Annotated in this window: 21 protein-coding genes and 1 riboswitch; of the genes, 7 read left to right on the top strand and 14 right to left on the bottom strand. The window is 52.0% G+C overall.

Going from position 1 to position 22,620, the window contains the following annotated elements:
- Positions 1–68: 68 nt before the first annotated feature.
- The 6 genes from RHM61_RS11730 to RHM61_RS11705 form a co-directional block, all read right to left on the bottom strand.
- Complete coding sequence (locus RHM61_RS11730) at positions 69–1,919, bottom strand: TonB-dependent receptor plug domain-containing protein (protein WP_322247497.1); 1,851 nt, start codon at positions 1,917–1,919, stop codon at positions 69–71.
- Between the two features lie 142 nt (positions 1,920–2,061).
- Positions 2,062–2,282: riboswitch (cobalamin riboswitch) on the bottom strand.
- A 43-nt stretch (positions 2,283–2,325) separates the two neighbouring features.
- The gene (locus RHM61_RS11725; protein ID WP_322247496.1) at positions 2,326–2,676 is read right to left on the bottom strand and encodes a PilZ domain-containing protein; all 351 of its coding nucleotides are present in this window, start codon (positions 2,674–2,676) and stop codon (positions 2,326–2,328) included.
- 39 nt (positions 2,677–2,715) lie between these two features.
- Positions 2,716–3,261, bottom strand: coding sequence for a histidine phosphatase family protein (locus tag RHM61_RS11720; RefSeq protein ID WP_322247495.1), 546 nt, complete (start codon positions 3,259–3,261; stop codon positions 2,716–2,718).
- 1 nt (position 3,262) lies between these two features.
- Positions 3,263–4,045: an adenosylcobinamide-GDP ribazoletransferase gene (locus tag RHM61_RS11715; protein ID WP_322247494.1), complete on the bottom strand. Its 783-nt coding sequence runs from the start codon at positions 4,043–4,045 to the stop codon at positions 3,263–3,265.
- A 24-nt stretch (positions 4,046–4,069) separates the two neighbouring features.
- Positions 4,070–5,104, bottom strand: a complete 1,035-nt coding sequence (gene cobT / locus RHM61_RS11710) for a nicotinate-nucleotide--dimethylbenzimidazole phosphoribosyltransferase (RefSeq protein WP_322247493.1) — start codon at positions 5,102–5,104, stop codon at positions 4,070–4,072.
- Positions 5,105–5,111: 7 nt separating this feature from the next.
- Complete coding sequence (locus RHM61_RS11705) at positions 5,112–5,510, bottom strand: diacylglycerol kinase (RefSeq protein ID WP_322247492.1); 399 nt, start codon at positions 5,508–5,510, stop codon at positions 5,112–5,114.
- 332 nt (positions 5,511–5,842) lie between these two features.
- On the opposite strand from RHM61_RS11705, the gene RHM61_RS11700 reads away from it, so the two are divergent.
- Positions 5,843–6,631 (top strand): IclR family transcriptional regulator, encoded by a 789-nt coding sequence (locus RHM61_RS11700; RefSeq protein ID WP_322247491.1) that lies wholly within the window; start codon positions 5,843–5,845, stop codon positions 6,629–6,631.
- 100 nt (positions 6,632–6,731) lie between these two features.
- On the opposite strand, the gene lepB is transcribed toward RHM61_RS11700, so the two are convergent.
- Positions 6,732–7,424: a signal peptidase I gene (lepB, locus tag RHM61_RS11695; protein WP_322247490.1), complete on the bottom strand. Its 693-nt coding sequence runs from the start codon at positions 7,422–7,424 to the stop codon at positions 6,732–6,734.
- 856 nt (positions 7,425–8,280) lie between these two features.
- Between lepB and RHM61_RS11690 the strand changes: the two genes are divergently transcribed.
- Together RHM61_RS11690 and RHM61_RS11685 are read left to right on the top strand one after the other, a co-directional pair.
- On the top strand, positions 8,281–10,548 hold the full coding sequence (locus RHM61_RS11690) for a DUF3141 domain-containing protein (RefSeq protein WP_322247489.1): 2,268 nt from the start codon (positions 8,281–8,283) through the stop codon (positions 10,546–10,548).
- Positions 10,549–10,655: 107 nt separating this feature from the next.
- A complete protein-coding gene (locus RHM61_RS11685) occupies positions 10,656–11,138 on the top strand; it encodes an acyl-CoA thioesterase (RefSeq protein ID WP_322247488.1) in 483 nt (160 codons plus the stop codon).
- Between the two features lie 186 nt (positions 11,139–11,324).
- Here the strand turns inward: RHM61_RS11685 and solA are convergent, their stop codons facing one another.
- The 7 genes from solA to tkt all read right to left on the bottom strand — a co-directional run bounded on the left by solA (position 11,325) and on the right by tkt (position 19,049).
- The gene (solA, locus tag RHM61_RS11680) at positions 11,325–12,488 is read right to left on the bottom strand and encodes an N-methyl-L-tryptophan oxidase (RefSeq protein ID WP_322247487.1); all 1,164 of its coding nucleotides are present in this window, start codon (positions 12,486–12,488) and stop codon (positions 11,325–11,327) included.
- Between the two features lie 12 nt (positions 12,489–12,500).
- Positions 12,501–13,412: a rarD protein gene (locus RHM61_RS11675; RefSeq protein ID WP_322247486.1), complete on the bottom strand. Its 912-nt coding sequence runs from the start codon at positions 13,410–13,412 to the stop codon at positions 12,501–12,503.
- Entirely contained in the window at positions 13,406–14,290 is an 885-nt protein-coding gene (locus RHM61_RS11670) for a methyltransferase (protein WP_322247485.1), read from the bottom strand. Before RHM61_RS11670 ends, RHM61_RS11675 begins: the two co-directional genes overlap by 7 nt.
- 10 nt (positions 14,291–14,300) lie before the next feature.
- Positions 14,301–15,110, bottom strand: a complete 810-nt coding sequence (locus RHM61_RS11665; protein WP_322247484.1) for a pyrroline-5-carboxylate reductase — start codon at positions 15,108–15,110, stop codon at positions 14,301–14,303.
- A gap of 283 nt (positions 15,111–15,393) precedes the next feature.
- Entirely contained in the window at positions 15,394–16,410 is a 1,017-nt protein-coding gene (gene gap / locus RHM61_RS11660; RefSeq protein WP_322247483.1) for a type I glyceraldehyde-3-phosphate dehydrogenase, read from the bottom strand.
- A gap of 62 nt (positions 16,411–16,472) precedes the next feature.
- Positions 16,473–17,057 (bottom strand): GNAT family N-acetyltransferase, encoded by a 585-nt coding sequence (locus RHM61_RS11655; RefSeq protein ID WP_322247482.1) that lies wholly within the window; start codon positions 17,055–17,057, stop codon positions 16,473–16,475.
- An 18-nt stretch (positions 17,058–17,075) separates the two neighbouring features.
- Positions 17,076–19,049, bottom strand: a complete 1,974-nt coding sequence (gene tkt, locus RHM61_RS11650) for a transketolase (protein ID WP_416200235.1) — start codon at positions 19,047–19,049, stop codon at positions 17,076–17,078.
- Between the two features lie 229 nt (positions 19,050–19,278).
- Here tkt and RHM61_RS11645 point away from each other — a divergent pair, with 229 nt between their 5' ends.
- The 4 genes from RHM61_RS11645 to RHM61_RS11630 all read left to right on the top strand — a co-directional run bounded on the left by RHM61_RS11645 (position 19,279) and on the right by RHM61_RS11630 (position 22,589).
- Positions 19,279–20,004, top strand: a complete 726-nt coding sequence (locus RHM61_RS11645) for a 16S rRNA (uracil(1498)-N(3))-methyltransferase (protein WP_322247480.1) — start codon at positions 19,279–19,281, stop codon at positions 20,002–20,004.
- 100 nt (positions 20,005–20,104) lie between these two features.
- A complete protein-coding gene (locus RHM61_RS11640; RefSeq protein ID WP_322247479.1) occupies positions 20,105–21,241 on the top strand; it encodes a methyltransferase in 1,137 nt (378 codons plus the stop codon).
- Between the two features lie 46 nt (positions 21,242–21,287).
- Positions 21,288–21,500 carry a hypothetical protein gene (locus RHM61_RS11635; RefSeq protein WP_322247478.1) on the top strand — a complete coding sequence of 71 codons (213 nt, stop codon included), beginning with the start codon at positions 21,288–21,290 and terminating at the stop codon, positions 21,498–21,500.
- A 108-nt stretch (positions 21,501–21,608) separates the two neighbouring features.
- Positions 21,609–22,589 carry a bifunctional riboflavin kinase/FAD synthetase gene (locus tag RHM61_RS11630; protein ID WP_322247477.1) on the top strand — a complete coding sequence of 327 codons (981 nt, stop codon included), beginning with the start codon at positions 21,609–21,611 and terminating at the stop codon, positions 22,587–22,589.
- Positions 22,590–22,620: the final 31 nt, after the last annotated feature.

Raw genomic sequence — 22,620 nt, 5'->3', positions numbered from 1 at the left:
GGCCTGTGGTAAGCAATCGTTACGGCACGAAACCACTAAGAAAGCGGCTTCGTGCAAGCTGAGTCGGTTTATTTAAAACCGTAGTTCAAACCGACATACACATTGGAGCCGGCAGTGCCATAATTTTTAGCCAGCTCATACTCTTTATTGAGCACATTATTCCAGCGCCCGAGCAGCGAGAGATTCTTCGCCAAATCATAACTGACATACAGATTCAGCAGACTATAGCCGCCCAACACTTTGGTATTGGCTGTATCATCAAATCGTTTGGAAGCAAATACCGTTTCCATACCGATTTTCGCTTTCGGCAAAGCGTAATCGAGCGCCACACTGGCATGCTGCTTGGAGCGACGCGCCAATTGCAAACCACTGACATCATCACGCGGATTCTGCACATCGAGAGAACCGCGCAAGCGCCAATCGGCGTAACGCGTGCTGCCTCCCAAGCTCAAACCCGACATAGTGGCACTGCCGACGTTATACGAACAGCCATATGGGTGTTGCTGCACCGGGCAGTTATTGGTAAATACCAGTAAATCCTTGGCTTTATTCTGGAAATACACCACGCTCAACTGGCTATCGCCAAGCTCATAGTAAGCACCAACTTCAGCGTTTTTTGCTTGCTCAGGCTTGAGCGTCGCAATGCCGTAACCGGGATAAAACAAATCATTAAAGGTCGGCGCACGGAAGCTGGTACCGTAACTGGCATTGATGCGCCAAGCATCGTTGAGGCGATAGCCGTAAGCCAGACTGCCGGTGGTGTTACTGCCATAATCAGAATTTTGATCACGCCGCAGGCTGGCACTGAGCAGATGGGCATCTTGCTTCATCAAATACGCAGCCGCCAGCGAGTTGGTACGACGTTTACGATTCAGCGCGTCGTCACTGCCGTTGACTTTTTCTTCGCGGGTTTCCGCAATCACTTGCAGCGAATTTTTACCGAAGCGCAGCGTATTTTGAAAACTCAACAGATTTTGATGGCTATCGATTTGGCTCTGGCCATACGAGGCATCGGTCACACTGTAATCGCCCGATTGCGCAAACTGCAGCATACTGCTCCAGTCCTCACTGAATTTAGCCTTGCCATAGACGGCCACGGTTTGCAGTTTTTCGATATTGCGATCATCGTACGAAGGACCGGAATCGAACTGAGTATTGAGGCGACTTTGCATGAAATTCATGCCCAGCTCATAGCCGCGGCTGAGTTCCCAATTCACATTACCGGTAGCGCTTTCCAATTTGTAGCCATCTTTATCGGCATTATAGGAATACTTACCTGCACTGGGCTTGGTGGCAGAAAAGCCGGTATTGTTTTCGTGTACTGCACTCAAGGCATAGCTGAAATGACTGTCCGCGGCCCCCGATATCCCAGCTTGAAACTTACGCAGACCATAACTGCCGGCACCGACGGCGACGCTGGTGCTGGCCGCGCCGCGGCCTTTTTTGGTAAAAATCTGGATCACGCCACTCATGGCATCGGCACCGTACAGGCTAGACAAAGGGCCATAGATGATTTCAATGTGATCGATCTCACTCAAGGCCAGCGTCGCCCAAGTGGCACCGCCGGCAGTGGTAGAGCCGATACGTACGCCATCGACCAACACCAGATTTTGCGGATTACTGCCACCGCGCATAAATACGCTGGCATTCGCGCCAGAGCCACCATTGCTGGCGATTTCTATTCCGCGTTGCATACGCAGTAAATCGGTGACGCTGGCCGCGCCTGAGAGCGCAATCTGCTCAGCCGAGATCACCACATTATCGGCCAACACATCTTGGGCGGCTTGCGGCTGGCGGCTGGCGGTGACGATGACGTCGGAAGCAGAAGCAGAAGCTTCGGCAGCGGCTGAGGCGTTCGCAGCAGGAAATGCAGCGGCCAAGGCCACAACCAGGGCGAGGGGGTGAAAAACTTGATTCATTTGATTGCTCATGGATAGAAAATGCCGCCAACGTCCCCGCAGGCAGCATAGAAAAAGCGATGTATCACGAGAATCAAGGGTGGGCCAGGGCCATGCCGACAGTGCGGTCATGGCGTGCGTTACCAACGAAACTCCCCGTTCGCATCACTTCACGTATCCTGGCCGGTATCCGGGCTGACAAGTATCACCATCTGACCTTCCCATGCACTTAAGCACAGTGGTTATAGCAAAATGGCTGGCAGCATAACGACACTGCGACTTGTACACCGTTGCGGGGGCAGCACACTGTTGCCATGGCATCGTGTTTCCCGTTTAACTGCAGATATGAGCATATCTGCGAGCACCAAAACCCCGCCATTCTATAGGCTAGCGCCTTCATGAGCAAGAAAAGCGCAGATTTTCACGCTCACGCGTGGTTGTAGACTTGGGCTTTGGAAATCCACGCCTGAAACAATTCCTCATGTAATGACGACATCTCACTCAATTGCACGCCGATGCGATAATGGTCATTACTTAACACGACATGCCGGATCATCCCCATACAGCCGACATGAAAAATTTTTCCCGGTTCGTCGATACCAGGAATATCCAGCATCATCGGATAGCTGCGCATGCTCACCAGATTCTGCGGCGATTGCAGCAAAATCCCTCCGCTGGAAATATTCATCGTACGGCACAGTATCAAACGACCATCGGGCAATTTGATGCCGGATCGCCAACTGACATTGATACGCGGTGTTTTTCGGAGTTCCAGCATGGATCGATACTGCCTGACAGAGTGAGAAAAAACCCCATGCTACAGGAAAATCTCCAGCTCCGTAAATGAGGCAAATGGATAAGTTTCTTGCAAGTCGCAAACCCGTTGCGCCAATTGCACATCCGACTTGCCTGGCTGCCATGCGGCGAGTATGCGGATCACGCCGCCGTGCGTGACTAATACCGCACTATCGACTGCGTAGGCATGCAAATCGTTCAAGAAGGCGCGCAGCCGCGCCACCATTTGAGACAAATTTTCCCGTCCGCCCGGGGCATAAGCAACGGTATCCGCCGCCCACGCATCGATCTCCGCGCGCGCAATCTGATCCCAGGACTGCATTTCCCAGCTGCCGAAATCGAGCTCGAGCAAGCGTGCGTCGTAACTGGGCATAGGACTGAGCAATTGCGCCAACTGCCGGCAGCGTTGCGCCGGACTACTGAAAATCGGCCGCTTCTCAAGGTTTGCGCGATGCCACTGCGCCGCCACGGCCAAGCAATCGGCCTGCGCTACCGCCACCTCACTGCGACCATAACAAATTCCACTCGGCAGCAACGGCGCGGTGTGACGAATCAGTTGTAATTGCATATCAGTGCGCCCAGTGCGCTAACAAGCCCAGGTAACAGGCGACTTCACTCAATTGCTGAACAGCGCCCAAGCAGTCGCCCGTGTAACCGCCGATTTTTTTGACAAACAAGCGCGCCAACAATACCGTCGCCAGCAACATCAATAACAAGACCGGCGCTAAACGGGTCAACAATAACGGTTGCCACAGCAAGATCAGACTGAGCGGCAGCAGCACGCTCAGGCAAGCAATGCCGAATTCATTGGAACTCATGTGCTGCGCCAATGGCTTGGCCTTTCCTTCCAGGCGCGCATACTCCAGACAGAAAATCAGGCTGCACGACAGCAGGCGCGACAGGGGATGAGCAATCAGCAAGGCCGGCACCACCAATACGGTCGGCAAGCTCACCAGCAGCACGAATTTACACAGCAACATCAACGCCGCGCCCATGGCACCATACGCCCCGACGCGCGAATCGCGCATGATGTCGAGCACCCGTTGCGCATTGAGCCCGCCGCCGAAGCCATCGCAGACATCGGCAAAGCCATCTTCGTGAAACGCACCGGTGAGTAAAATTCCAGCGATCATCGACAGCAGCACCGCGACCGCCGCCGGCCACACCAGCGAGGCCACACTGTAGACGCTGGCGGTCACCACACCGACCACCCAGCCGACGGCCGGGAAGTAGCGTGAAGCTTGCTGTAACCAAGCCGCATCAAAGCCCACCCATGCAGGAATCGGCAGCCGCGTAAAAAACTGCAAGGCCACGAAAAACAAGCGCAATTGATGTACGCTGTGACGTTTCATCGATTCCAAGGAAGCGCGCGCCACTCAGCTATGACTTTGCTGGCTGACATCGGCCGAAGCAAAGGTCGCCATCTGATTAAGAAAATTCACCGCCGCTGCCAGCATCGGATACACCAAGGCGGCACCGGTGCCCTCACCTAAGCGCAAATCAAGTTGCAATACCGGTTTGACATCCAAGGCCAGCAACATGCGCGCGTGCCCGCTTTCATCAGATTGATGCGAAAACACGCAGTAATCAAGAATCGCCGGATGCAAACGCGCCGCCACCAGCAAAGCGCTGCTGACGATGAAACCATCGATAAGCAAAACCATGCGGCGCTCGGCGGCCGCACACATGGCCCCGACCATGGTGGCGATTTCAAAGCCGCCGAAACAAGCCAACAGCGCCAGCGGTTCACTGAGCTCGGCATGCAAGGCGCAGGCAGCCGTGATGACGCGCTCTTTGTGCGCAATGCCATCGGCCGACAAACCGGTGCCGGCACCGACGCACTCGGCAACCGGCACGCCGGTAAGACGGTGCATCAGCGCCGCCGCGGCCGTGGTGTTACCGATACCCATTTCACCGAAACCGAGCACATTGCCGGGCAAATCGGCAACCAGCGCACGCCCATTCGCTAAGGCAGCAGCACATTGTTCCATCGTCATCGCCGCTTGTTGGGCGAAATTTTTGGTGCCGGGCGCAATCTTCCGGTCGAGCAAATCAGCACGCAATCCGAAATCATGATTCACACCGGCGTCGACAATCTGCAAAGCCAAACCATTCTGACGCGCGAAAACATTGATCGCCGCACCACCTGCCAGAAAATTTTCCACCATCTGCCAAGTCACATCCTGCGGATAGGCCGAGACACCTTCAGCCACCACGCCATGGTCACCGGCAAACACGATGATCGATGGCGCTTCCAAACGCGGCGTGACGGTTTGCTGTATCAAGCCGATTTGCGCGGCCAATTGCTCGAGCCTACCGAGGCTGCCCAGCGGTTTGGTTTTTTGGTTGATGGCCGCGGCCAGCGCCGCTTCCAGCGTGCCGTTGGCGGTCGGGGAAATCGAAGGCATCATGCGACTTTCAATAATAAAAACGGTTAACCAACACCACCGACCAGGTAGCGACGGCGATCAAGAGACTCAGCAGTACCGCAGCGCTGCCGAAATCTTTGGCATTCTTGGACAGCGAATGACGTTCGAGCGAGACGCGGTCAACCACCGCTTCGATGGCCGAATTGAGTAATTCGATGATCAAGATCAGCAGCAACACCGCGACCATCATCAATTTTTCAAAACCCGAAACCGGCAAAAACAAGGCCGTCACGATACCAACGATCACCAACACCAGTTCTTGGCGAAACGCGTGCTCGTTCTTCCACGCTGCGCGAAAACCATCGATCGAGTAAAAAAAGGCCGAAAAAATCCGGCGGAAACCGCTTTTGCTTTTGAATTCGCTGACAGCTTGTTCCTGATCGAGCATGGTTTATCCTTAAACGTCAAAATTTTTCAGGGGAAATATCAGGGAAGTATGGAGTCACTCCGCACTTCCCAAGTACCCGCGCGGAATTTTACCTGACAAAGTCGCGATTTCATCTGGCAATCTGCAAGGAAAATCAGACTTTTCATGAATACTTATCCGGCGCGAGAAAATGTTGCGACGCAACTAAAAGCCATGATAACGACACAAAATTTCAACAAAATTACATCATTTTGCCGCACTCTGTTGCCAACAGCAGGTATTTTGAATCTGAATCAATGACGAACTTTTCACATTATGGTATAAGCGAACTACTGCAATGCATCAAAGATCCTATGAAAACCGCCGCTCCCGCCACTGAAAAAACCTCGATCCAGGTAATAGAACGCCTGGTTTCTCTGCTCGACGCACTGTCGCGCTATCCAGACCCGGTCAGCCTGAAGGAATTGGCCATCGTAACCGGTTTACATCCATCGACGGCGCACAGGATTTTGAACGACTTGGTCACCACCCGCTTCGTCGACCGTGCCGAAACCGGCTACTACCAACTCGGCATGCGTTTGCTCGAGCTCGGTAATATCGTTAAGGGGCGCTTGAATGTGCGCGAGGCGGCGCTGGAATTCATGCGCACTTTACATCGCCAAACCAATCAAACCATCAATCTCTCGGTTCGTCAGGGCGATGAAATTGTCTACATCGACCGCGCCTATTCAGAACGCTCGGGCATGCAAGTGGTGCGCGCCATCGGTGGCCGCGCGCCGCTGCATCTGACCTCGACCGGCAAATTATTTCTCTCGCTCGACGAACCCAAGGCCATCCGCGCCTATGCCACGCGCACCGGTTTGGCCGGCCATAATAAAAATTCGATTACCGCATTGGCGAAATTAGAGCAAGAACTGGCCGAAGTACGCGCCCACGGCTACGCACGCGACAATGAAGAACTCGAACTTGGCGTGCGCTGCATGGCCGCCGGCATACACGATGACAGCGGCAAAATGATCGCCGGCCTGTCGATCTCGGCACCAGCCGACCGCTTACAGGAAGATTGGTTGGCCGACTTGATGGAAACCGCGATCCATATTTCGCGCGCGCTCGGCTATCGTGCGCCAGGCGCGATCGATTGAAGCGCTGCGGTCTACCACTGGGCAATGGCATCATCATCAAGCGCTTCGATCCGGCATGGCACGGCGTCGAGGTGGGTGATGCTGCTCAAGCGAACGGCCATCAAATCGCCGCACCAAAACGCTCGAGCCGCGGCAGGTAGTAGCGCTGCCCATCGAGTGAAAACATCAAGCGCTTAACCTGACCGGTGATCAATTCTCGTTTGACCAAGCCGATATAGCGCGAATCTTTGCTGTTATCGCGATTATCACCGAGCATCAGATACTGCCCCGGCGGCACCGTGAGCGGTCCGAACGAGCGCAGCGCTGGGCGTTCGGGCATGACGATGATACGGTGCTGCATGCTGCCCAAACTTTCTTGCCAGACCAATTGTTCTCCTGCGTATTCGTGCTGCGGCGTCAAATGATCGCGTGCCGGTGTCGCCACGCTTTGGTAGTGCGCCACCTCGCCGTTGATGCTTAATTTTTCTTCGCGCATTTCCACCACATCGCCGGGCAAGGCCACCAGCCGCTTGACCAGCCGCGTCCCATCTTCCGGCGAAGAAAAGGTAACGACATCACCGCGCTGCGGATCGGCCAGATGGGTGAGGACGATATCACTGAGCGGCAATTTGACATCATAAGCCAAGCGATCACAAATCACCCGATCCCCCTCCAGCAGGGTCGGATACATGGAACTCGAAGGCACCACATAGAAATCGGCCAAGGCACTGCGAACCAAGACCATGCCAAGCACGAAAGCCAAAAAACCCTTGTTTTGCGCAAACAACTTCTTCATCTTGAACGCTGCTGACATGCTGTCTCCTCGAGTTTGATTGAATGGGCGAACGCAATCGCGGTGCTTGCCGAACAGCGCTCGCTTACTCGGACCAATTGTTGTCAATTAAGTTCCGACCGGTGCACAAATATTTGCCAGCGAAAAAAGACAGCGCACTTCAGTGGTGCGCTGGCCGGAATAGAGATCGTGTTCTTCTATTTTACTTAATCTGTGCTGCTCATTGACCACTCCATGCGCAGAAGGACGTTTTCATTTCACATAAAAAAGTCCCCTTGATCGACGTCCCCGCTCTGAAGAGGCTGTCGCAAAAGGGTAGTGAGTCGGTATCATTACCCTGACTGGTGGCCACGTCATTCCTGCGCGCTTTTGGTAGGAACCAAGCGGCGTTCGTGGTTAACTGAAAATGCCAGAAATTGTGGCATTTTCAGTGTAAAAAACGACGCTGGGTTCCCGCCAAAAGCATGCGGGAATGACGAGGCTGTGGCATGCAGGAATGACGAGGTATGCGGTGTTTCAGGTGTAAAAAACGTCCATCAGGCTTTTGCGACAGCCTCTGAAGGCAGCGACGAACACCACACACATATTTATTGACGGAAAATATTGCAGCAACACCGATAAAATCTTCGCTGCATACGCCCACTCCCCACCCATTCACAGCAAATTTTCGCGCTCTTAAAATCGCTTAAGACGCGCTTGCCTTTAAAAAAAAATACCCTATATTGAGAATACATTCCAGTCCGGTGATGGAATGCCTATCACTGATGCTGAGTGTAAACAAATGGAACATGGAAACACTGCTCAGTCTTGCATACTGAATGGAAATCAGCTCTCGCCATTTTTCTATGCGTCATACATTTTTTTGAGGAAATGTAGTATGCCACCATCAGACGAGCTCAGCGCTTTTCCTGCCATACCCCTCCCCACCGATACCTTAGCGTACTGGACCGATGCTTGCCGACGTTCGCTGATGTTTTGGGATGTGCTGCGCGAGCGCGGCAACAATTATCTGGAACATGAACAGTCTGGTAAGCCGCCAGTTTTGGTATTCGACTATAAACTCATACTCGATGCACGCCGCTTCGAACGTCCGGCCAATTATGCCTTGGCAGCGATTGTACCGCCGCCTGATTACGTCGCTACCGACCCGAAAAAGCGTCCTTTCGTAGTGATCGATCCGCGCGCCGGACACGGCCCAGGCATAGGCGGCTCGAAAATGGACAGTGAAATCGGCATTGCCCTCAAAGCCGGCCACCCATGTTATTTCGTGATGTTTTTTCCGCAGCCAGTGGCGGGACAAACGATAGAGTGCGTGACGCACGCCGAGCGCATATTTCTCGCTAAAGTCAATGAGCTGCATCCCGATGCCGTGGGCAAGCCATTTGTGATCGGCAATTGTCAGGGCGGCTGGGCCTTAATGATCCTGGCAGCATTGGCACCGGAATCGGTCGGCCCGGTCTTATTGGCCGGCTCGCCGCTGTCATATTGGGCTGGGGTGGAAAACAAGAATCCCCTGCGCTATACGGGAGGACTGATGGGCGGCACCTGGATGGCTTCGTTGGCAGGCGATCTCGGCAATGGCAAGTTTGACGGCGCACATCTGGTCGATAATTTTGAGAAACTCGATCCTGGTAATACCCATTTCAGCAAGCTCTACAATTTGTATGCCAATATCGATACCGAGCGCACGCGCTACCTCGATTTCGAGCGTTGGTGGGGTGGGCATTTCCTGTTGAATAAAGAAGAAATGGCGTGGATATCACAAAACTTATTTGTCGGTAATAAGTTGAGTGCCGGCGAGATCATCATGGATGAGGGAGAAACGCGTGTCGACCTGCGCAAGATTCGCTCGCCGATCGTGGTGTTCGCTTCCTGGGGTGACAATATTACGCCACCGCAGCAAGCACTGTTCTGGATTGCGGATTTATACGACAGCGTCGAGGACATCCGCGATCACGAGCAAACTATCGTTTATTTTTTACATGAACAAATCGGACACTTAGGTATTTTTGTGTCAGCCGGCGTGGCCAATCGCGAGCACACTGAACTCGTCAATGCCCTCGATTTGATCGACATGCTCCCGCCCGGTCTGTATGAAGCCATCATCCTCGACACCACACCCGACATGGCAGGTTTGGATTTCGCTGAAGATCGCTATGTGATTCGCTTTGAACCACGTGACATCAGCGATATTCTGGCGCTAGGTGAAGCAGACCGCGAGGGTGAGCGCGCATTCGAACTGGTACGGCATGTGTCACAGATAAATCAATCGTGCTACGACATGTTTGTGTCACCTGTCGTAACAATGTTTTCCAGCGAAATGAGTGCCACTTGCTTACGCAATTTAAGCTCGGCACGCTACGAGCGGGCCTTGCTGTCTGATTCCAACCCGGCGCTCAAAGCGCTGCGCCCCTTGGCCGAGATGGCCCGTTCTATGTCAGCCGACTTAGCTGAGGATAATCCTTGGCTACTGGCAGAGAAAAAAATCGCCGCCACCATACGCAGCAATTGGGACAGCTATCGCGATATGCGCGATGCCCACTACGAACGCCTGTTCAAGCTGACCTATGAATCACCGTTGCTGGCTGCGATGACCGGATTCCAGCCCGACCCGAAGCGCACGACGAGCGCACGCCCACGGAGCCAAGCAGAGCAAGAATTTTCGGCACAAAAGCGCGCCGAACATGAAGTCTGGTTTGATCACGGCAGCCCTGAAGAAGGATTTTTACGCCTCTTGATTTATGTTGCGATCGGCAATGGCGTGGTGGATGAGCGCCCCTTCAGCGGCATTCGCCGCCTGATGCGTGCAACCGGGCGCGATCAAACCGTCAGCTTGCAGCAAATGAAAGAGGCCATCAGACGCCAAACGTTTTTGGTGCGGATGGATGAAGCGCGTGCGCTCGCCAGCTTACCTGCCCTACTACCATTGCGCGCGCAACGTCAGCATGCACTGGAATTGGCGACCGATCTGTTGGCTCTGAGCGGGCCGATTAATGCAGGCAAACAGCAGCGCTTGCAAAGTATTGCGCAAGCACTGGGCTTGGATCAGCCGGAACCAGCGGCCGCGCCGATTGCGCAGAAAACTGCTAAGCCGCGCAAGACCGTTGTTGGCAAAGGCCGCCAGAAAAAAGTGCAAACAACTTAATCGATCGTCGCAAGCGACGATGGAAAAGACTCTGGAAGGGGTTTCAAACCCTGGTCAGATTTTTTCTCATAACGGGAGTACATATTATGTCGAATCGTGAACTTACCATGTCCGTTCTCATGACACCGACGATGATGAATATTGCTGGCAATATTCATGGCGGTGATCTGCTTTTCATCCTCGATCAAGTTGCTTATACCTGTGCCGTTCGCTATGCCAAAACGAATGTCGTGACTTTATCGGTCGATCAGGTACGGTTTGGTCAACCGATTTATGTCGGCGAATTGGTCACCTTTTTTTCAACCATTAATTACGTGGGGAAAAGTTCGATGGAAGTCGGGGTCAAGGTGGTGGCTGAAAATATTTTCACCGATGTCAAACGCCATACCAACAGTTGTTTCTTTACGATGGTAGCGGTGACCGAGGGGAACAAGCCGACCAAAATTCCCAGTTTTTCCCCGAGTACGGAAATCGAAAAACTACGCTACGAATGCGCCTTGGCACGCAAGGAAGCACGCATCGCGGTTGAAAAACAGAATAAGGCCATGGTCGAGCAGGTGTTCAGTAAGCTCCAGCCGGTGCAGGCTTGATGGCAGAGGCGCGCTGAGCATAGGTCAAGTGCGCGCCTTGTTTTTTTGGGGACGCCACAATACCTGCGGAAGTCGGCTGTCTTGCTTGGATTTAAAGGCCGGCGATGAGACGGTTTAAGCCGATCCTACCGATTCCAAAGAGAGTGACAATCAAAAGATACGGCATTGGAGTATCAAAAATACAATTCAACTTCCGACTAATTTGAAGCGTGAAAGATTAAAATTTGATATATCAATTGGGGGGGATTTTCCTTGCGCTAACAAAGCAAGCACTTCTCCGATTGCCGACCCAAATTTAAATCCATGTCCAGAACAAGCCGACGCATAAAAGACATTTGAATGTTCTCGAGACGTGCCAATTAAAAAACTTTGATCTTTGCTCATTGTATAAAAACATGAACGTGAACTGATTGGAAGAGGATTAAGTCCGGGAAAAATTTCTTCAACATAAGATGACATCTCTGTCGAATAACATTCCAAAATACTTTTTTTTCTATTTCCTGGTTCGCAAAGCAAATGCTGTCTGTTGTGAAAGCCAATTTTAATACCTCGCTCCGAACTTATTCCGGCAGGAATCCCATACAGTAACGCTCCGTCTGCATGATTATACAAAAAAGCAGGAAATTTATCCTTGGAAAATTCTTCTTCGTGTCCTACTCGTACATCAAACCAATAGACAGGAACGCTATGTGAGAACCGGAAACTATTCAACTCAGGCAAAAAATTATTCGTAGTCCAAGGCCCAGTTGTCAGAACTATAGCCCGAGTCAAAAATTGATCGCCATTATCGGTTTTAACCAAGAGCATGGATTGAGTATATCGAGAAATTTCTCGAACACTCCGGCCAAAATTCGCAGAAGCGCCTTTTTCTATCGCATGATTCATCATGTGTGTTTGCACTTTGTTTGCCAAAATGACGTATGCCCCCGGCTCATATATTGCTTCCATTTTTTCATTAATAGAAAACCCTGGAAATCGCGCTCTAATTTTTTTTGCACTAAGTACTTCATAAGTAATCTGACCTTCTTGCGCGGTTTTTCTACTTCCTTTTACAACACCTGTTGATTTGGGTCCTATAAATACGGCTCCTGTCGGAATCAACAAGCTCTCATCACTCAAAGCTTGTAACTCGGTCCACAGATCATGCGATCTGTTTAACAAAGGGAGATATTCTCTACCCTCCCAATATGCTCGGCGAAAAATTCTTGTTTCTCCTTGCGATGATCCAAATTGATGTGTAGGTCCAAATTGTTCAATCCCCAACACATTCGCCCCAGAACGTGCAAGATGAAACAGTGTCGACGTTCCCATAATACCCAAGCCGACAACGATAACATCGTAATTTTTCATGTCGATTTTCCTTCACGAATCAATTTTATTGAGTTTCTCAGTTCTAAGAAAAGACTCGTACACAATGAATAATAAAGCCGCCAAAATTAATGAAAAACAAATGGCTGTATTGACGGACAGGACTTGCCGATAGAAAAAAAGGGCGATGGAAATTTGGGTAATTGGAAGGATAAACTGAAAAAAACCCATCACAGATAAAGAGAGATTTTTCGCGGAAAAGGAAAATAGCCATAAGGGAAGCATGGATATTAAACCACATCCAAGCACTAACAGCCGACTTTCAATCGGTAACGTTGGCTCGAATGCAAGTGAAAAATCTGATGTCGAAATAAAAAAACAAATCGCTACAGAAAGAAAAGCAGTTTCCAAAACCAAACCAAACAAAGCATCGAGTTTGCTGATTTTTTTGACATATGCATAGCATCCCCAACTGATGCCAATTGAAAAGTAAATTAGTGGTTTGAGTTCAGCACTATTGAACAACAGAAGTACTACACCGAAAAAAATGACCGCCATTGCTAATCTGCAAATTTTACTTAAATACTCTTTTAAAACCAATGCGCCTATACCAATAGCAACAAAAGGTGCGATCAGGTAGCCTATCCCAGTTTCCAAAACATGACCGTTTATTGAAGACCAGACAAATGTTCCCCAGTTGATGGCAATAAGTAGGGCTGCGCCGAGATGATATAAAGTCCTTTCAAACGTCAAAGCTGATATAAAATTCCTGCATTGACCAATCATCAGCACCAGCACCGCTAGCGTGAAGAATGAAGCAAGAATGCGATAACATAGTAATACTTCAGTCGGGATGTCAGATAGCGCACGCCAAAATAAGGATGAAGCACCGAGAATCAGATTGGCGGTCACACCTGCGACCACAGCAGCAATAATTACGCGTGTAGAATTTATACGATTCACCATAAAACACATTCTACAAGTTCGTACGACCAATACAGATTACCTTTGCTATCCACGCTATAGGCAGCTTGATTTTTATCTCTCCAAGAAGAAAATTCTTCCATTAATCGAGAGGAAATTCGTTTCCAACTCTCTGAATATAACAATAACGGAAATGTATGTCGTTCTAAAAAACGAAATTTAAGACGGCGATCTTGGTATTTTTCGTTCTTATATCGACTTAAAATATCCTGAATACCTACTAATGAATTCAAGCCAATAATGGCACGGCCGCCCTTATTTAAGTAAGTAGGTAATTCTTGTAAAAATCGAAGCAATAAAGTATCACCATAAAACATTGCTGAAAGAGGAATTTCATTAACTTCGGTCGTGGACATTAAATATTCCAACAGCTTTTCCGATGGAGTTCTCCATCCCGGAGGATTGAAAGTAATAAAATCGAATTTCTGATTTTCATTTGGTAAGCCAGAAAAAAGATCGCTGACGACGAACGCGATTTTATTATTGCCAAAGTTTAAGGTTTCATTTTTTACAGAAAGACTAACCGCAGCTGGAGAAATATCTGTTCCGATAATGTGATCAGCCCCCATTCCTCTTAACAGCAGCGCAATTACGCCGCTACCAGTACCGAGGTCAAGGAAATGTCCGTTCAGTACATTATTAGAGAACATTTTTTGTGTATAGCTACCCAATGCCAAACCGGCTGGACTTACTTTAAAAACACTTGGATCATCGATCAGTTTGAGACTATGTCCCATTCCAAAATATGTATCATAAGTAAATAATTTTTCACTCCCTTCATATGGACAACTCGAGAACGAAGCGTGGTGTATTTCATAAAATTTCTCAATCAACCAGCTTTTATCATTTAAACCCAACATATACGCCTCCTTACATTTGCATATATTTAAATTCGCCAAGCTCTTTGGATCTGGCTGACGACTTTCGAAGTGCAGACGTAATGATGTGTTCTACATTGTTTTCCCTAAAGTAAGCTATTCCTCTTTCGGTCGTTCCTTCAGGAGTCATTACCTCGTTACATATCTGTGTTGGAGATTTTCGCGTCAATTCCAAAAGATCGGCAGTTCCCCTTAATATTTGGGCAATCATTAATACTGATTCTGTATTACTGAAACCAGACTGAATGGCAAAACTCTGCATAGCGCTCGCAAAATAAGCAATGAATGCAGGCCCGCCACCACACAGTGCGGTCGCAGAATCTATGAGCGACTCGTCTGTAACATATATTGCTTTACCAAAAGACCCTAGAATGACTCCAGTCAACGCTAGATTTTCTTTATAGATGTTTGGTGATGCACAAAATACGGTCATTCCGAGAGCAATTTCTGGTAGCGTATTCGGTATGGCGCGAATAATTTGACTCACCCCAAGTAAGTGGCCGAGCGTATCGATTTTTATGCCGGCCATCATCGATATCACAGGAGTTGTCCGTCCCAAGTTCAGCTTAATGTCTTTTGCAAACTGAGAAAACTTTTGTGGAGGTATTGATAATATCAAAATATCATCATCATTTACGTTCTTGATTGATGGCAGTGCATCAATTCCATATCGGCTTTTTAAAAAAATACGCCGAGATTCGCTAGGGTCAACGACTTGTAAATCAAATTTAATGTCATTCAGAAGTCCCGAAACAACTGCTGTTCCCATGTGACCGGCACCGACTACTACGATCTTTGTCATTTTAGTGAGCTCATTATTGAATTTAGCTTACTTCAGCGATCAGAACGATGCGGAACGATCAGTGATCGTTACCGCTTTCTTGGCAGCAATTAGACAAATACACACTTTTTACTGAAAATTCCAATTCAAATGATAATCAAGCCAAGCAAATTTTCAAGCGAAACCGACGTAGGAATTTTCTGAAACTTCACCCACTCTAGCAACAAAAAAAAGCCGAGCCCGGCGCACCGGTACTCAGCTTTTTTTGTTGCCAGATCAAGCCGCGCCAGCGCGGCTTTGCATCTTATTTTGCGCTCATCAAGGCCATCGTGGTATCGAGCATGCGGTTCGAGAAACCCCATTCGTTATCGTACCAGCTCGATACTTTTACCAAACGACCGCCATTAACCTTAGTCAAGGTTTCATCGTAAGTACTGGAAGCCGGGTTGTGGTTGAAATCAACCGATACCAGGGGTGCCGTGTTGTAATCGAGAATGCCTTTGAGCGCGCCTTCGGAAGCGGCTTTCAGGATGCTGTTGATTTCTTCGACGCTGGTGTCGCGGGCGGCGATGAAAGTCAGATCGACCACGGAAACATTGATGGTCGGTACGCGCATGGCGTAACCATCGAGCTTGCCATTCAATTCAGGCAAAACCAAACCGACCGCTGCGGCTGCACCGGTTTTAGTTGGGATCATGCTCATCGTGGCGGAACGCGCACGGCGCAAATCTTCATGCATCACATCAGTGAGCACTTGATCATTGGTGTAGGCGTGAATCGTGGTCATCAAACCGCTGACGATACCGATGGCGTCGTTGAGCGGCTTGGCCAGTGGTGCCAAGCAGTTGGTGGTGCAAGAAGCGTTGGAGATGACGGTGTCAGTCGCTTTCAATACAGCGTGATTGACGCCGTACACAATCGTGGCATCGACATCTTTACCGCCAGGTGCGGAGATGATGACTTTTTTCGCGCCGCCGGCCAGATGAGCCGAGGCTTTTTCTTTGGTGGTGAAGAAGCCGGTGCATTCCAAGACGACGTCAACATTGAGCTGACCCCAAGGAATATTGGCAGGATTACGTTCAGCGAAGACTTTGATGACATCGCCATTGACGATCATGCTGTCGCCTTCAACCGTGACCGTGCCAGGGAACTTGCCGTGGGCCGTATCGTAACGAGTCAGATGGGCATTCGATTCGGCATTGCCGAGATCATTGATAGCGACGATTTGAATGTCGTTTTTAAATTTGCCGCCTTCGTAATGGGCGCGAAGGATGTTACGGCCGATACGGCCATAGCCGTTGATTGCGACGCGAATCGTCATGGTGTTATCTCCAAAGGTCTGTACATCAAAAGAAAAAAAACAAACAACACTGCGGCCGCAATTTAATGCAGCGAGGGCGAAGTCGGCAAGGCCAACACGGATGCTTCCAATACCGCCAGATCGCGCCAGCCGTAGGCAAGCTCAGTCAGATCGAGGCCATCCCAGGAAAACGCTTGTTCTTGCAAAGCCAGTGCACCGAGCTCTTCGCAAAAATTTCGGGCCGGCGCATTGTCGGCGATCACCCATACCAATAAATTCTGCGCGCCCTGCGCCTGCAAAGTACGCGCCACTTTTTGCAGCAAGCGCCGACCGATGCCGGCGCGCTGCCACTGTGGTAACAGATATACGGCGGTCAGCTCGCCTTGCATGCCGAGTTTGGCCGGCTCGAGCAACATGCCCGAGGCGAAACCGATCACGGCACCTTCACTTTCGGCCACATACACGCAGACGCGCGCATCGACTTGTGGCAGGGCTTGCAAAATCTGCTTCCAATGCAACAAGCTGTCGGCCAATTGCATATTGTCGAGATAGCTATCCGGCATGATGCCGCGGTAACTGGTTTGCCAGCCTTCTATGCGCACGGCCGCGATCGCTGCCGCATCGGCAACAGTAGCACGGCGCAAGCTGACGGCTTTGATACTGCTCATGGTTTCACTCATCGTACTTCAAGCGGCAGCCAGCGTCGCTTTGACGGTCGCGACCACATGCTCGACGGTAAAGCCGAAATGTTTGAACAAGACACCAGCCGGTGCCGATTCGCCGAAGCTGTCGATACCGACCACGGCACCTTCAAGACCAACATACTTGTACCAGAAGGCGGTGACGCCGGCTTCGATGGCGGTACGCGGCAAGCCTTTACCGAGCACGGCCGCTTTGTAGGCAGCATCCTGACGATCAAACACATCGGTCGAAGGCATCGATACCACACGTACAGCGATGCCTTGCTGTGCCAATTCGGCGGCGGCTTTGACGGCCAACTCGATTTCCGAACCGGTGGCGATCAATACTGCTTGCGCATCGACGGCATCTTGCAAGACATAGCCGCCACGGGCGATGTCGGCAATTTGTTGCGCGCTGCGTTCTTGGTAAGGCAAATTTTGGCGCGAGAAAATCAGCGTCGACGGGCCATCCTGACGTTGTACTGCATGGCCCCAAGCGACGGTGGCTTCCACCGTGTCGCATGGACGCCAGTTGTCTAGTTGTGGAATCAAACGCATGCTCGAGATATGCTCGATCGATTGATGCGTAGGACCATCTTCACCCAAACCGATGGAATCATGCGTAAACACGAACAAGGTGCGGATTTTCATCAAGGCGGCCATGCGAATCGCATTGCGGCTGTAATCGGAGAAGGTCAGGAAGGTGGCACCGAAAGGGATGTAACCGCCGTGCAGAGCAATCCCGTTCATCATCGCGCTCATACCGAATTCGCGCACGCCGTAATTGATGTGATTCCCCGCCTGATCGCCGCGCACTGCGACGCATTCTTTCCAGTTGGTCAGATTGGAACCGGTCAAATCGGCCGAACCGCCTAAAAATTCTGGCAGCGACGGTGCCAGTGCTTGAATCGCATTCTGGCTGGCCTTGCGGGTGGCGATATTTTCTTTCTTGTCGACGCAAGCGGCGATGGCGGCGGCCAATACCGCATCGAAATCGGCCGGCAAGCTGCCACGCATGCGCCGTGTCAGTTCGGCTGCTTGCTGTGGGAATTGCACCGTGTAGGCGGCGAATGCGGCATCCCAGTTGCTTTCCGCGGCAGCGCCGGCAGCTTTGGCATCCCAGTTGGCATACACATCCGCTGGAATTTCGAACGGGGCGTAGTCCCAGCCTATGTGCGCGCGTACCGCGGCGATTTCTTTCTCGCCGAGCGCGGCGCCATGCACATTGTGGGTGCCTTCCATATTCGGCGAACCTTTGCCGATCACGGTTTTGCAGCAGATCAGGGTCGGTTTGTCGGCGGCTTTGGCCGCGACTATCGCGGCCGACACCGCTTGAGCGTCATGGCCGTCGACCGCGGCGATCACGTTCCAGCCGTAAGCGGCGAAACGCTGCGGCGTGTTATCGGTAAACCAGCCTTCGACATGGCCATCGATGGAAATGCCATTGTCATCCCAGAAGGCGATCAGTTTATTGAGTTTCAAGGTGCCGGCCAGCGAGCAGGCTTCGTGCGAAATCCCTTCCATCAGGCAGCCATCGCCCATGAAGGCATAGGTGTGATGATCGACCACGGTCAGGCCAGGGCGATTGAATTCAGCCGCCAGCAGTTTTTCGGCCAAGGCCATGCCGACCGCATTGCTAATACCTTGACCGAGCGGGCCGGTAGTGGTTTCCACGCCCGGTGTGACATGCACTTCCGGATGACCGGCGGTTTTTGAATGCAATTGACGGAACTGACGGATATCGTCCATGGTCAAAGCGTAACCGGTCAAATGCAAGAGCGAATAATGCAGCATCGAACCATGACCATTCGATAACACGAAGCGGTCGCGATTGATCCAGCCTGGATTGGCCGGATTGTGGCGGTAGTGCCCCTTCCACAAGGCTACAGCGATATCAGCCATGCCCATCGGCGCGCCCGGATGTCCGGAATTGGCTTTTTGCACGGCGTCCATGGACAAAGCACGGATGGCGTTGGCCATCTTGTTCAGTACTGCGGGCTGGAGAGAAGAGATCATGGCGAATAGGTTTCAGGGAAGTTTTGGGATAGATGTTCGGTAACGCTCGGCTGCCAAAATGTAGACATAGCCGGTAAAGCCCGATATTTTAACAGAGCCGCCCGCGAGCGCCTACAGATATACCGATTTGCACCCTAGGGCTACCGTATAATCGGCGCTATCGTGTTCCCGTTTTTATGAATGTCCATTGCTTATGCCACGCTTTTTCTGTGATTTACCACTCAGTTTGGGTATCAGCGTCGCGCTGCCGCCGGCCGTCGCCCACCATGTTTTCGTGCTGCGCATGCAGGTCGGCGAGACGCTGCAATTGTTCAATGGCAGCGGCGGCTGTTATGTGGCCAGTCTGACGGCGCTTGATAAAAAGCAGGCAACGGCCGTGCTCAAGTTATTTCTACCTGAAGAAGTCGAATTGGCGCATGCCTTGAATCTGGTGCAAGCCTTACCAGAAGGCAACAAAATGGACTGGATCATGGAAAAGGCCGTCGAACTCGGCGTGACCGCACTCCAGCCTTTGGCGACGCAGCGTTGCGTCGTGCGTTTATCGGCCGAACGGGCGGAAAAAAAAATGGCGCACTGGCAGGGCGTGCTGATCGCTGCGGCCGAACAATGTGGCCGCAACCGTCTGCCGCATCTGGCCGCGCCGCTTGATCTGAGCAAATGGTTAGCACAACAAGATATTCATCCGCGCATCATGCTCTCACCACGCGCCGAGTTGTCGCTGACGGATTGGGTGAAACACCGGCCGCCGCAAGCCTTGAGCTTGCTGATCGGGCCGGAAGGCGGTTTGTCGGATGCAGAAGAAGATCTGGCGGTGCGCCACGGCGTGATTGCCTTATCGATGGGGCCACGCATTTTACGTACCGAAACCGCCGGCCTGACGGCGGTGGCGGCGATCAATGCCATCTGGGGCAGCTTCTGAGGCAATAACTTGTCGCGGCATGCGCGACTGCACGGCTTTCTTTGTTACACTCCGTGCTTGAACACTAACCTCGCTGGCAGCATCAGCGCATCAGAACACCATGAACTCGCCCGCCCCGCAATTGCATTGGATAGAAAACGACCTCGCCCTGTCATGCCGCTGGCACGCTGAAAACGGCGCACCGCCACCGAAACGCGTACAGATCGCCGATGACCGGCTCAATACCGAAACCGCTTACAAACTGGCCTGCGAAGGCACGGCCTTGCTGTGGCGTGGCGACTTCCAAAATGCCAAGCAATTGCTGCAAGCACTGGCACGTCGCATCGATAAAAAACCAGCGAATAAAAAAGCCAAACCGCCGGCCAACGCCCAGGAAGCCTTCCATCTGCACCGTCAAGCGCAATCGCAGCGCGCGCGCGTGTTGGCGATGATTTTGATTCCGCTCGAAGCCGATTACAGTATTTCACTGCGCCGCGCACCCGATGTCAAACAAGCCTGCCAAGAAGCCTATGGCGCACCCAGTAGCGCTTTCGTCGCCTCGCTGCGCGAATTGCTCGGTTTGATAGGCGCGCACGAATGGCGCAAAAACGGTGTGGCGATTACCGCGCTGGACGCCAAAATTCACCCGCATTACGGCGTGTATTCGCCGGTACGCGGCGAATACATCGATCTCGTCGCCAAGGCCCCGCTACCTTCGACCACCCTGGCCTTCGACATCGGTGTCGGCAGCGGCGTGCTGTCGGCCCTGCTGCTCAAACGCGGGGTCAAACGCGTGATCGCCACCGATCTCGATCCACGCGCGCTGGTCTGTGCGGCCGACAATCTGCAGCGGCTCGGTGTGCGTGCCGCCGTCGAACTGGTCGAAGCCGATCTGTTCCCAGCCGGCCGAGCACCGTTGATCGTGTGTAATCCCCCCTGGCTGCCGGCACGACCGAATTCGCCGATCGAACATGCGATCTACGATGCCGACAGCGGCATGCTGCGCAGTTTTCTGTCCGGCGTGGCGGAACATCTTGAGCCGGGCGGCGAAGCTTGGCTGATCATGTCCGATTTTGCCGAACATTTGGGCTTGCGCGCGCCCGGTGAATTGCTCGATCTGATCGATGCAGCTGGTTTGCAAGTGGCCGGCAAGCTCGATATCAAGCCACATCATCCGAAATCAACCGATGCCAGCGATCCTTTGCACGCGGCCCGGGTCAAGGAAGTCACGTCACTGTGGCGCTTGCGCGTTAAATAACAGCGCTCGGCACGCGCCGAGCTTTTTTAATCTGAATCCTATAACGATGAATAAACCCGCTCGTATCCTTACTTTTAAATGTAAAAAATGCAATAAAGCCGTGCAAGTTTTTTTGCAAAAAGTCTCGGCTTGCTCCCATATCAACCCTTATCAGGGTATTTGTAGTTGCGGCGAGGTGCACTTGTATGCCAGCGGCAACGCTGCTGCCGTTGCCTCCTACTTGGCTTCCGACGGCGTGACGTGGGCGCATCACCACTGACAGTCCGCCGAATCTGCACAGAGCACGAGGAGAAACGGGGATTAAATCCGCGCCTCCCTAGGAAAGCATTTATAATCTACCGCTTTGCAGCAGATTCTTCCAGACACAATGAAGGTATTTCGCGGACTCCCGAATGCAGCCTCCCGCGCCCCATGCGCGCTGGCGATAGGTAATTTTGACGGTGTGCATCTTGGTCATCAGACCTTGCTTGCGCATTTGCGCGCGGCCGCCTCGGCACTCGGCATCGATGCTGCCGTCATGACCTTTGAACCACATCCACGCGCCTATTTCGCGCAAACGGCCGGTGATTTATCACTGGCACCGGCACGCATCGCCAATTTACGCGACAACATGGGCTCGCTCGCGCATGCCGGTGTTGACCGTGTGATCGTCAAGCATTTCAATGCGCATTTCGCGGCTTTATCACCGCAAGATTTCATAGAAAAAATTCTGGTACAGGGTTTGCACGTGAAATGGTTGATGGTCGGTGAAGATTTTTGTTTCGGTGCCAAGCGGGCCGGTACCATTGCCACGCTCGAGCAAGCCGGTCGTCAATTCGGCTTTACCGTGGTCACTTTGCCATCGGTTCAAAACAAGGGTGTGCGCATCTCGTCTTCGGCCGTGCGCACAGCGCTGGCCGCAGCCGACTTTGCCGAAACCGAAGCCTTGCTCGGCCATCCGTATCGTATCTCCGGACACGTCGTGCATGGCCAAAAACTCGGCCGTACCATCGGTTTCCCTACGCTCAACCTACGGATTGCCCACCATCGCCCGGCCTTGAGCGGCATTTTCATCGTGCGCATCCACGGTTTAGCCGATACGCCCTTAGCTGGTGTGGCCAGTCTGGGTGTGCGACCAACAGTCGACGACAGCGGCCGCGTCTTACTCGAAACCCACGTATTCGATTATCAAGGCCACGCCTATGGCAAGGTGGTGCAGATCGAATTTCTGGAAAAATTGCGTGATGAAGCGAAGTACAGCGATCTGGCCACGCTGACCGCAGCGATCGACCACGACGCAGCGCAAGCACGCGCCTATTTCGACGCCAGCCAGCGCATCCCGGCCATCACCGCCACCGACCGAATTTGAAGCATACCACCTGGCTTGCTTCGCCCCCCTA

It is taken from the genome of Undibacterium sp. CCC3.4 (genome assembly GCF_034347425.1).
GTDB lineage: Bacteria > Pseudomonadota > Gammaproteobacteria > Burkholderiales > Burkholderiaceae_D > Undibacterium.
Note: the sequence above shows the minus strand (reverse complement) of the source record. Positions and strands in the feature narration are given on the sequence as shown.

What these genes read in the sequence shown, in the direction of transcription:
- RHM61_RS11730 (WP_322247497.1), bottom strand. Translation starts at nt 1,919, where the DNA reads ATGAATCAAGTTTTTCACCCCCTCGCCCTGGTTGTGGCCTTGGCCGCT.
- RHM61_RS11725 (WP_322247496.1), bottom strand. Translation starts at nt 2,676, where the DNA reads ATGCTGGAACTCCGAAAAACACCGCGTATCAATGTCAGTTGGCGATCC.
- RHM61_RS11720 (WP_322247495.1), bottom strand. Translation starts at nt 3,261, where the DNA reads ATGCAATTACAACTGATTCGTCACACCGCGCCGTTGCTGCCGAGTGGA.
- RHM61_RS11715 (WP_322247494.1), bottom strand. Translation starts at nt 4,045, where the DNA reads ATGAAACGTCACAGCGTACATCAATTGCGCTTGTTTTTCGTGGCCTTG.
- cobT (WP_322247493.1), bottom strand. Translation starts at nt 5,104, where the DNA reads ATGATGCCTTCGATTTCCCCGACCGCCAACGGCACGCTGGAAGCGGCG.
- RHM61_RS11705 (WP_322247492.1), bottom strand. Translation starts at nt 5,510, where the DNA reads ATGCTCGATCAGGAACAAGCTGTCAGCGAATTCAAAAGCAAAAGCGGT.
- RHM61_RS11700 (WP_322247491.1), top strand. Translation starts at nt 5,843, where the DNA reads ATGAAAACCGCCGCTCCCGCCACTGAAAAAACCTCGATCCAGGTAATA.
- lepB (WP_322247490.1), bottom strand. Translation starts at nt 7,424, where the DNA reads ATGTCAGCAGCGTTCAAGATGAAGAAGTTGTTTGCGCAAAACAAGGGT.
- RHM61_RS11690 (WP_322247489.1), top strand. Translation starts at nt 8,281, where the DNA reads ATGCCACCATCAGACGAGCTCAGCGCTTTTCCTGCCATACCCCTCCCC.
- RHM61_RS11685 (WP_322247488.1), top strand. Translation starts at nt 10,656, where the DNA reads ATGTCCGTTCTCATGACACCGACGATGATGAATATTGCTGGCAATATT.
- solA (WP_322247487.1), bottom strand. Translation starts at nt 12,488, where the DNA reads ATGAAAAATTACGATGTTATCGTTGTCGGCTTGGGTATTATGGGAACG.
- RHM61_RS11675 (WP_322247486.1), bottom strand. Translation starts at nt 13,412, where the DNA reads ATGGTGAATCGTATAAATTCTACACGCGTAATTATTGCTGCTGTGGTC.
- RHM61_RS11670 (WP_322247485.1), bottom strand. Translation starts at nt 14,290, where the DNA reads ATGTTGGGTTTAAATGATAAAAGCTGGTTGATTGAGAAATTTTATGAA.
- RHM61_RS11665 (WP_322247484.1), bottom strand. Translation starts at nt 15,110, where the DNA reads ATGACAAAGATCGTAGTAGTCGGTGCCGGTCACATGGGAACAGCAGTT.
- gap (WP_322247483.1), bottom strand. Translation starts at nt 16,410, where the DNA reads ATGACGATTCGCGTCGCAATCAACGGCTATGGCCGTATCGGCCGTAAC.
- RHM61_RS11655 (WP_322247482.1), bottom strand. Translation starts at nt 17,057, where the DNA reads ATGAGCAGTATCAAAGCCGTCAGCTTGCGCCGTGCTACTGTTGCCGAT.
- tkt (WP_416200235.1), bottom strand. Translation starts at nt 19,049, where the DNA reads ATGGCCAACGCCATCCGTGCTTTGTCCATGGACGCCGTGCAAAAAGCC.
- RHM61_RS11645 (WP_322247480.1), top strand. Translation starts at nt 19,279, where the DNA reads ATGCCACGCTTTTTCTGTGATTTACCACTCAGTTTGGGTATCAGCGTC.
- RHM61_RS11640 (WP_322247479.1), top strand. Translation starts at nt 20,105, where the DNA reads ATGAACTCGCCCGCCCCGCAATTGCATTGGATAGAAAACGACCTCGCC.
- RHM61_RS11635 (WP_322247478.1), top strand. Translation starts at nt 21,288, where the DNA reads ATGAATAAACCCGCTCGTATCCTTACTTTTAAATGTAAAAAATGCAAT.
- RHM61_RS11630 (WP_322247477.1), top strand. Translation starts at nt 21,609, where the DNA reads ATGAAGGTATTTCGCGGACTCCCGAATGCAGCCTCCCGCGCCCCATGC.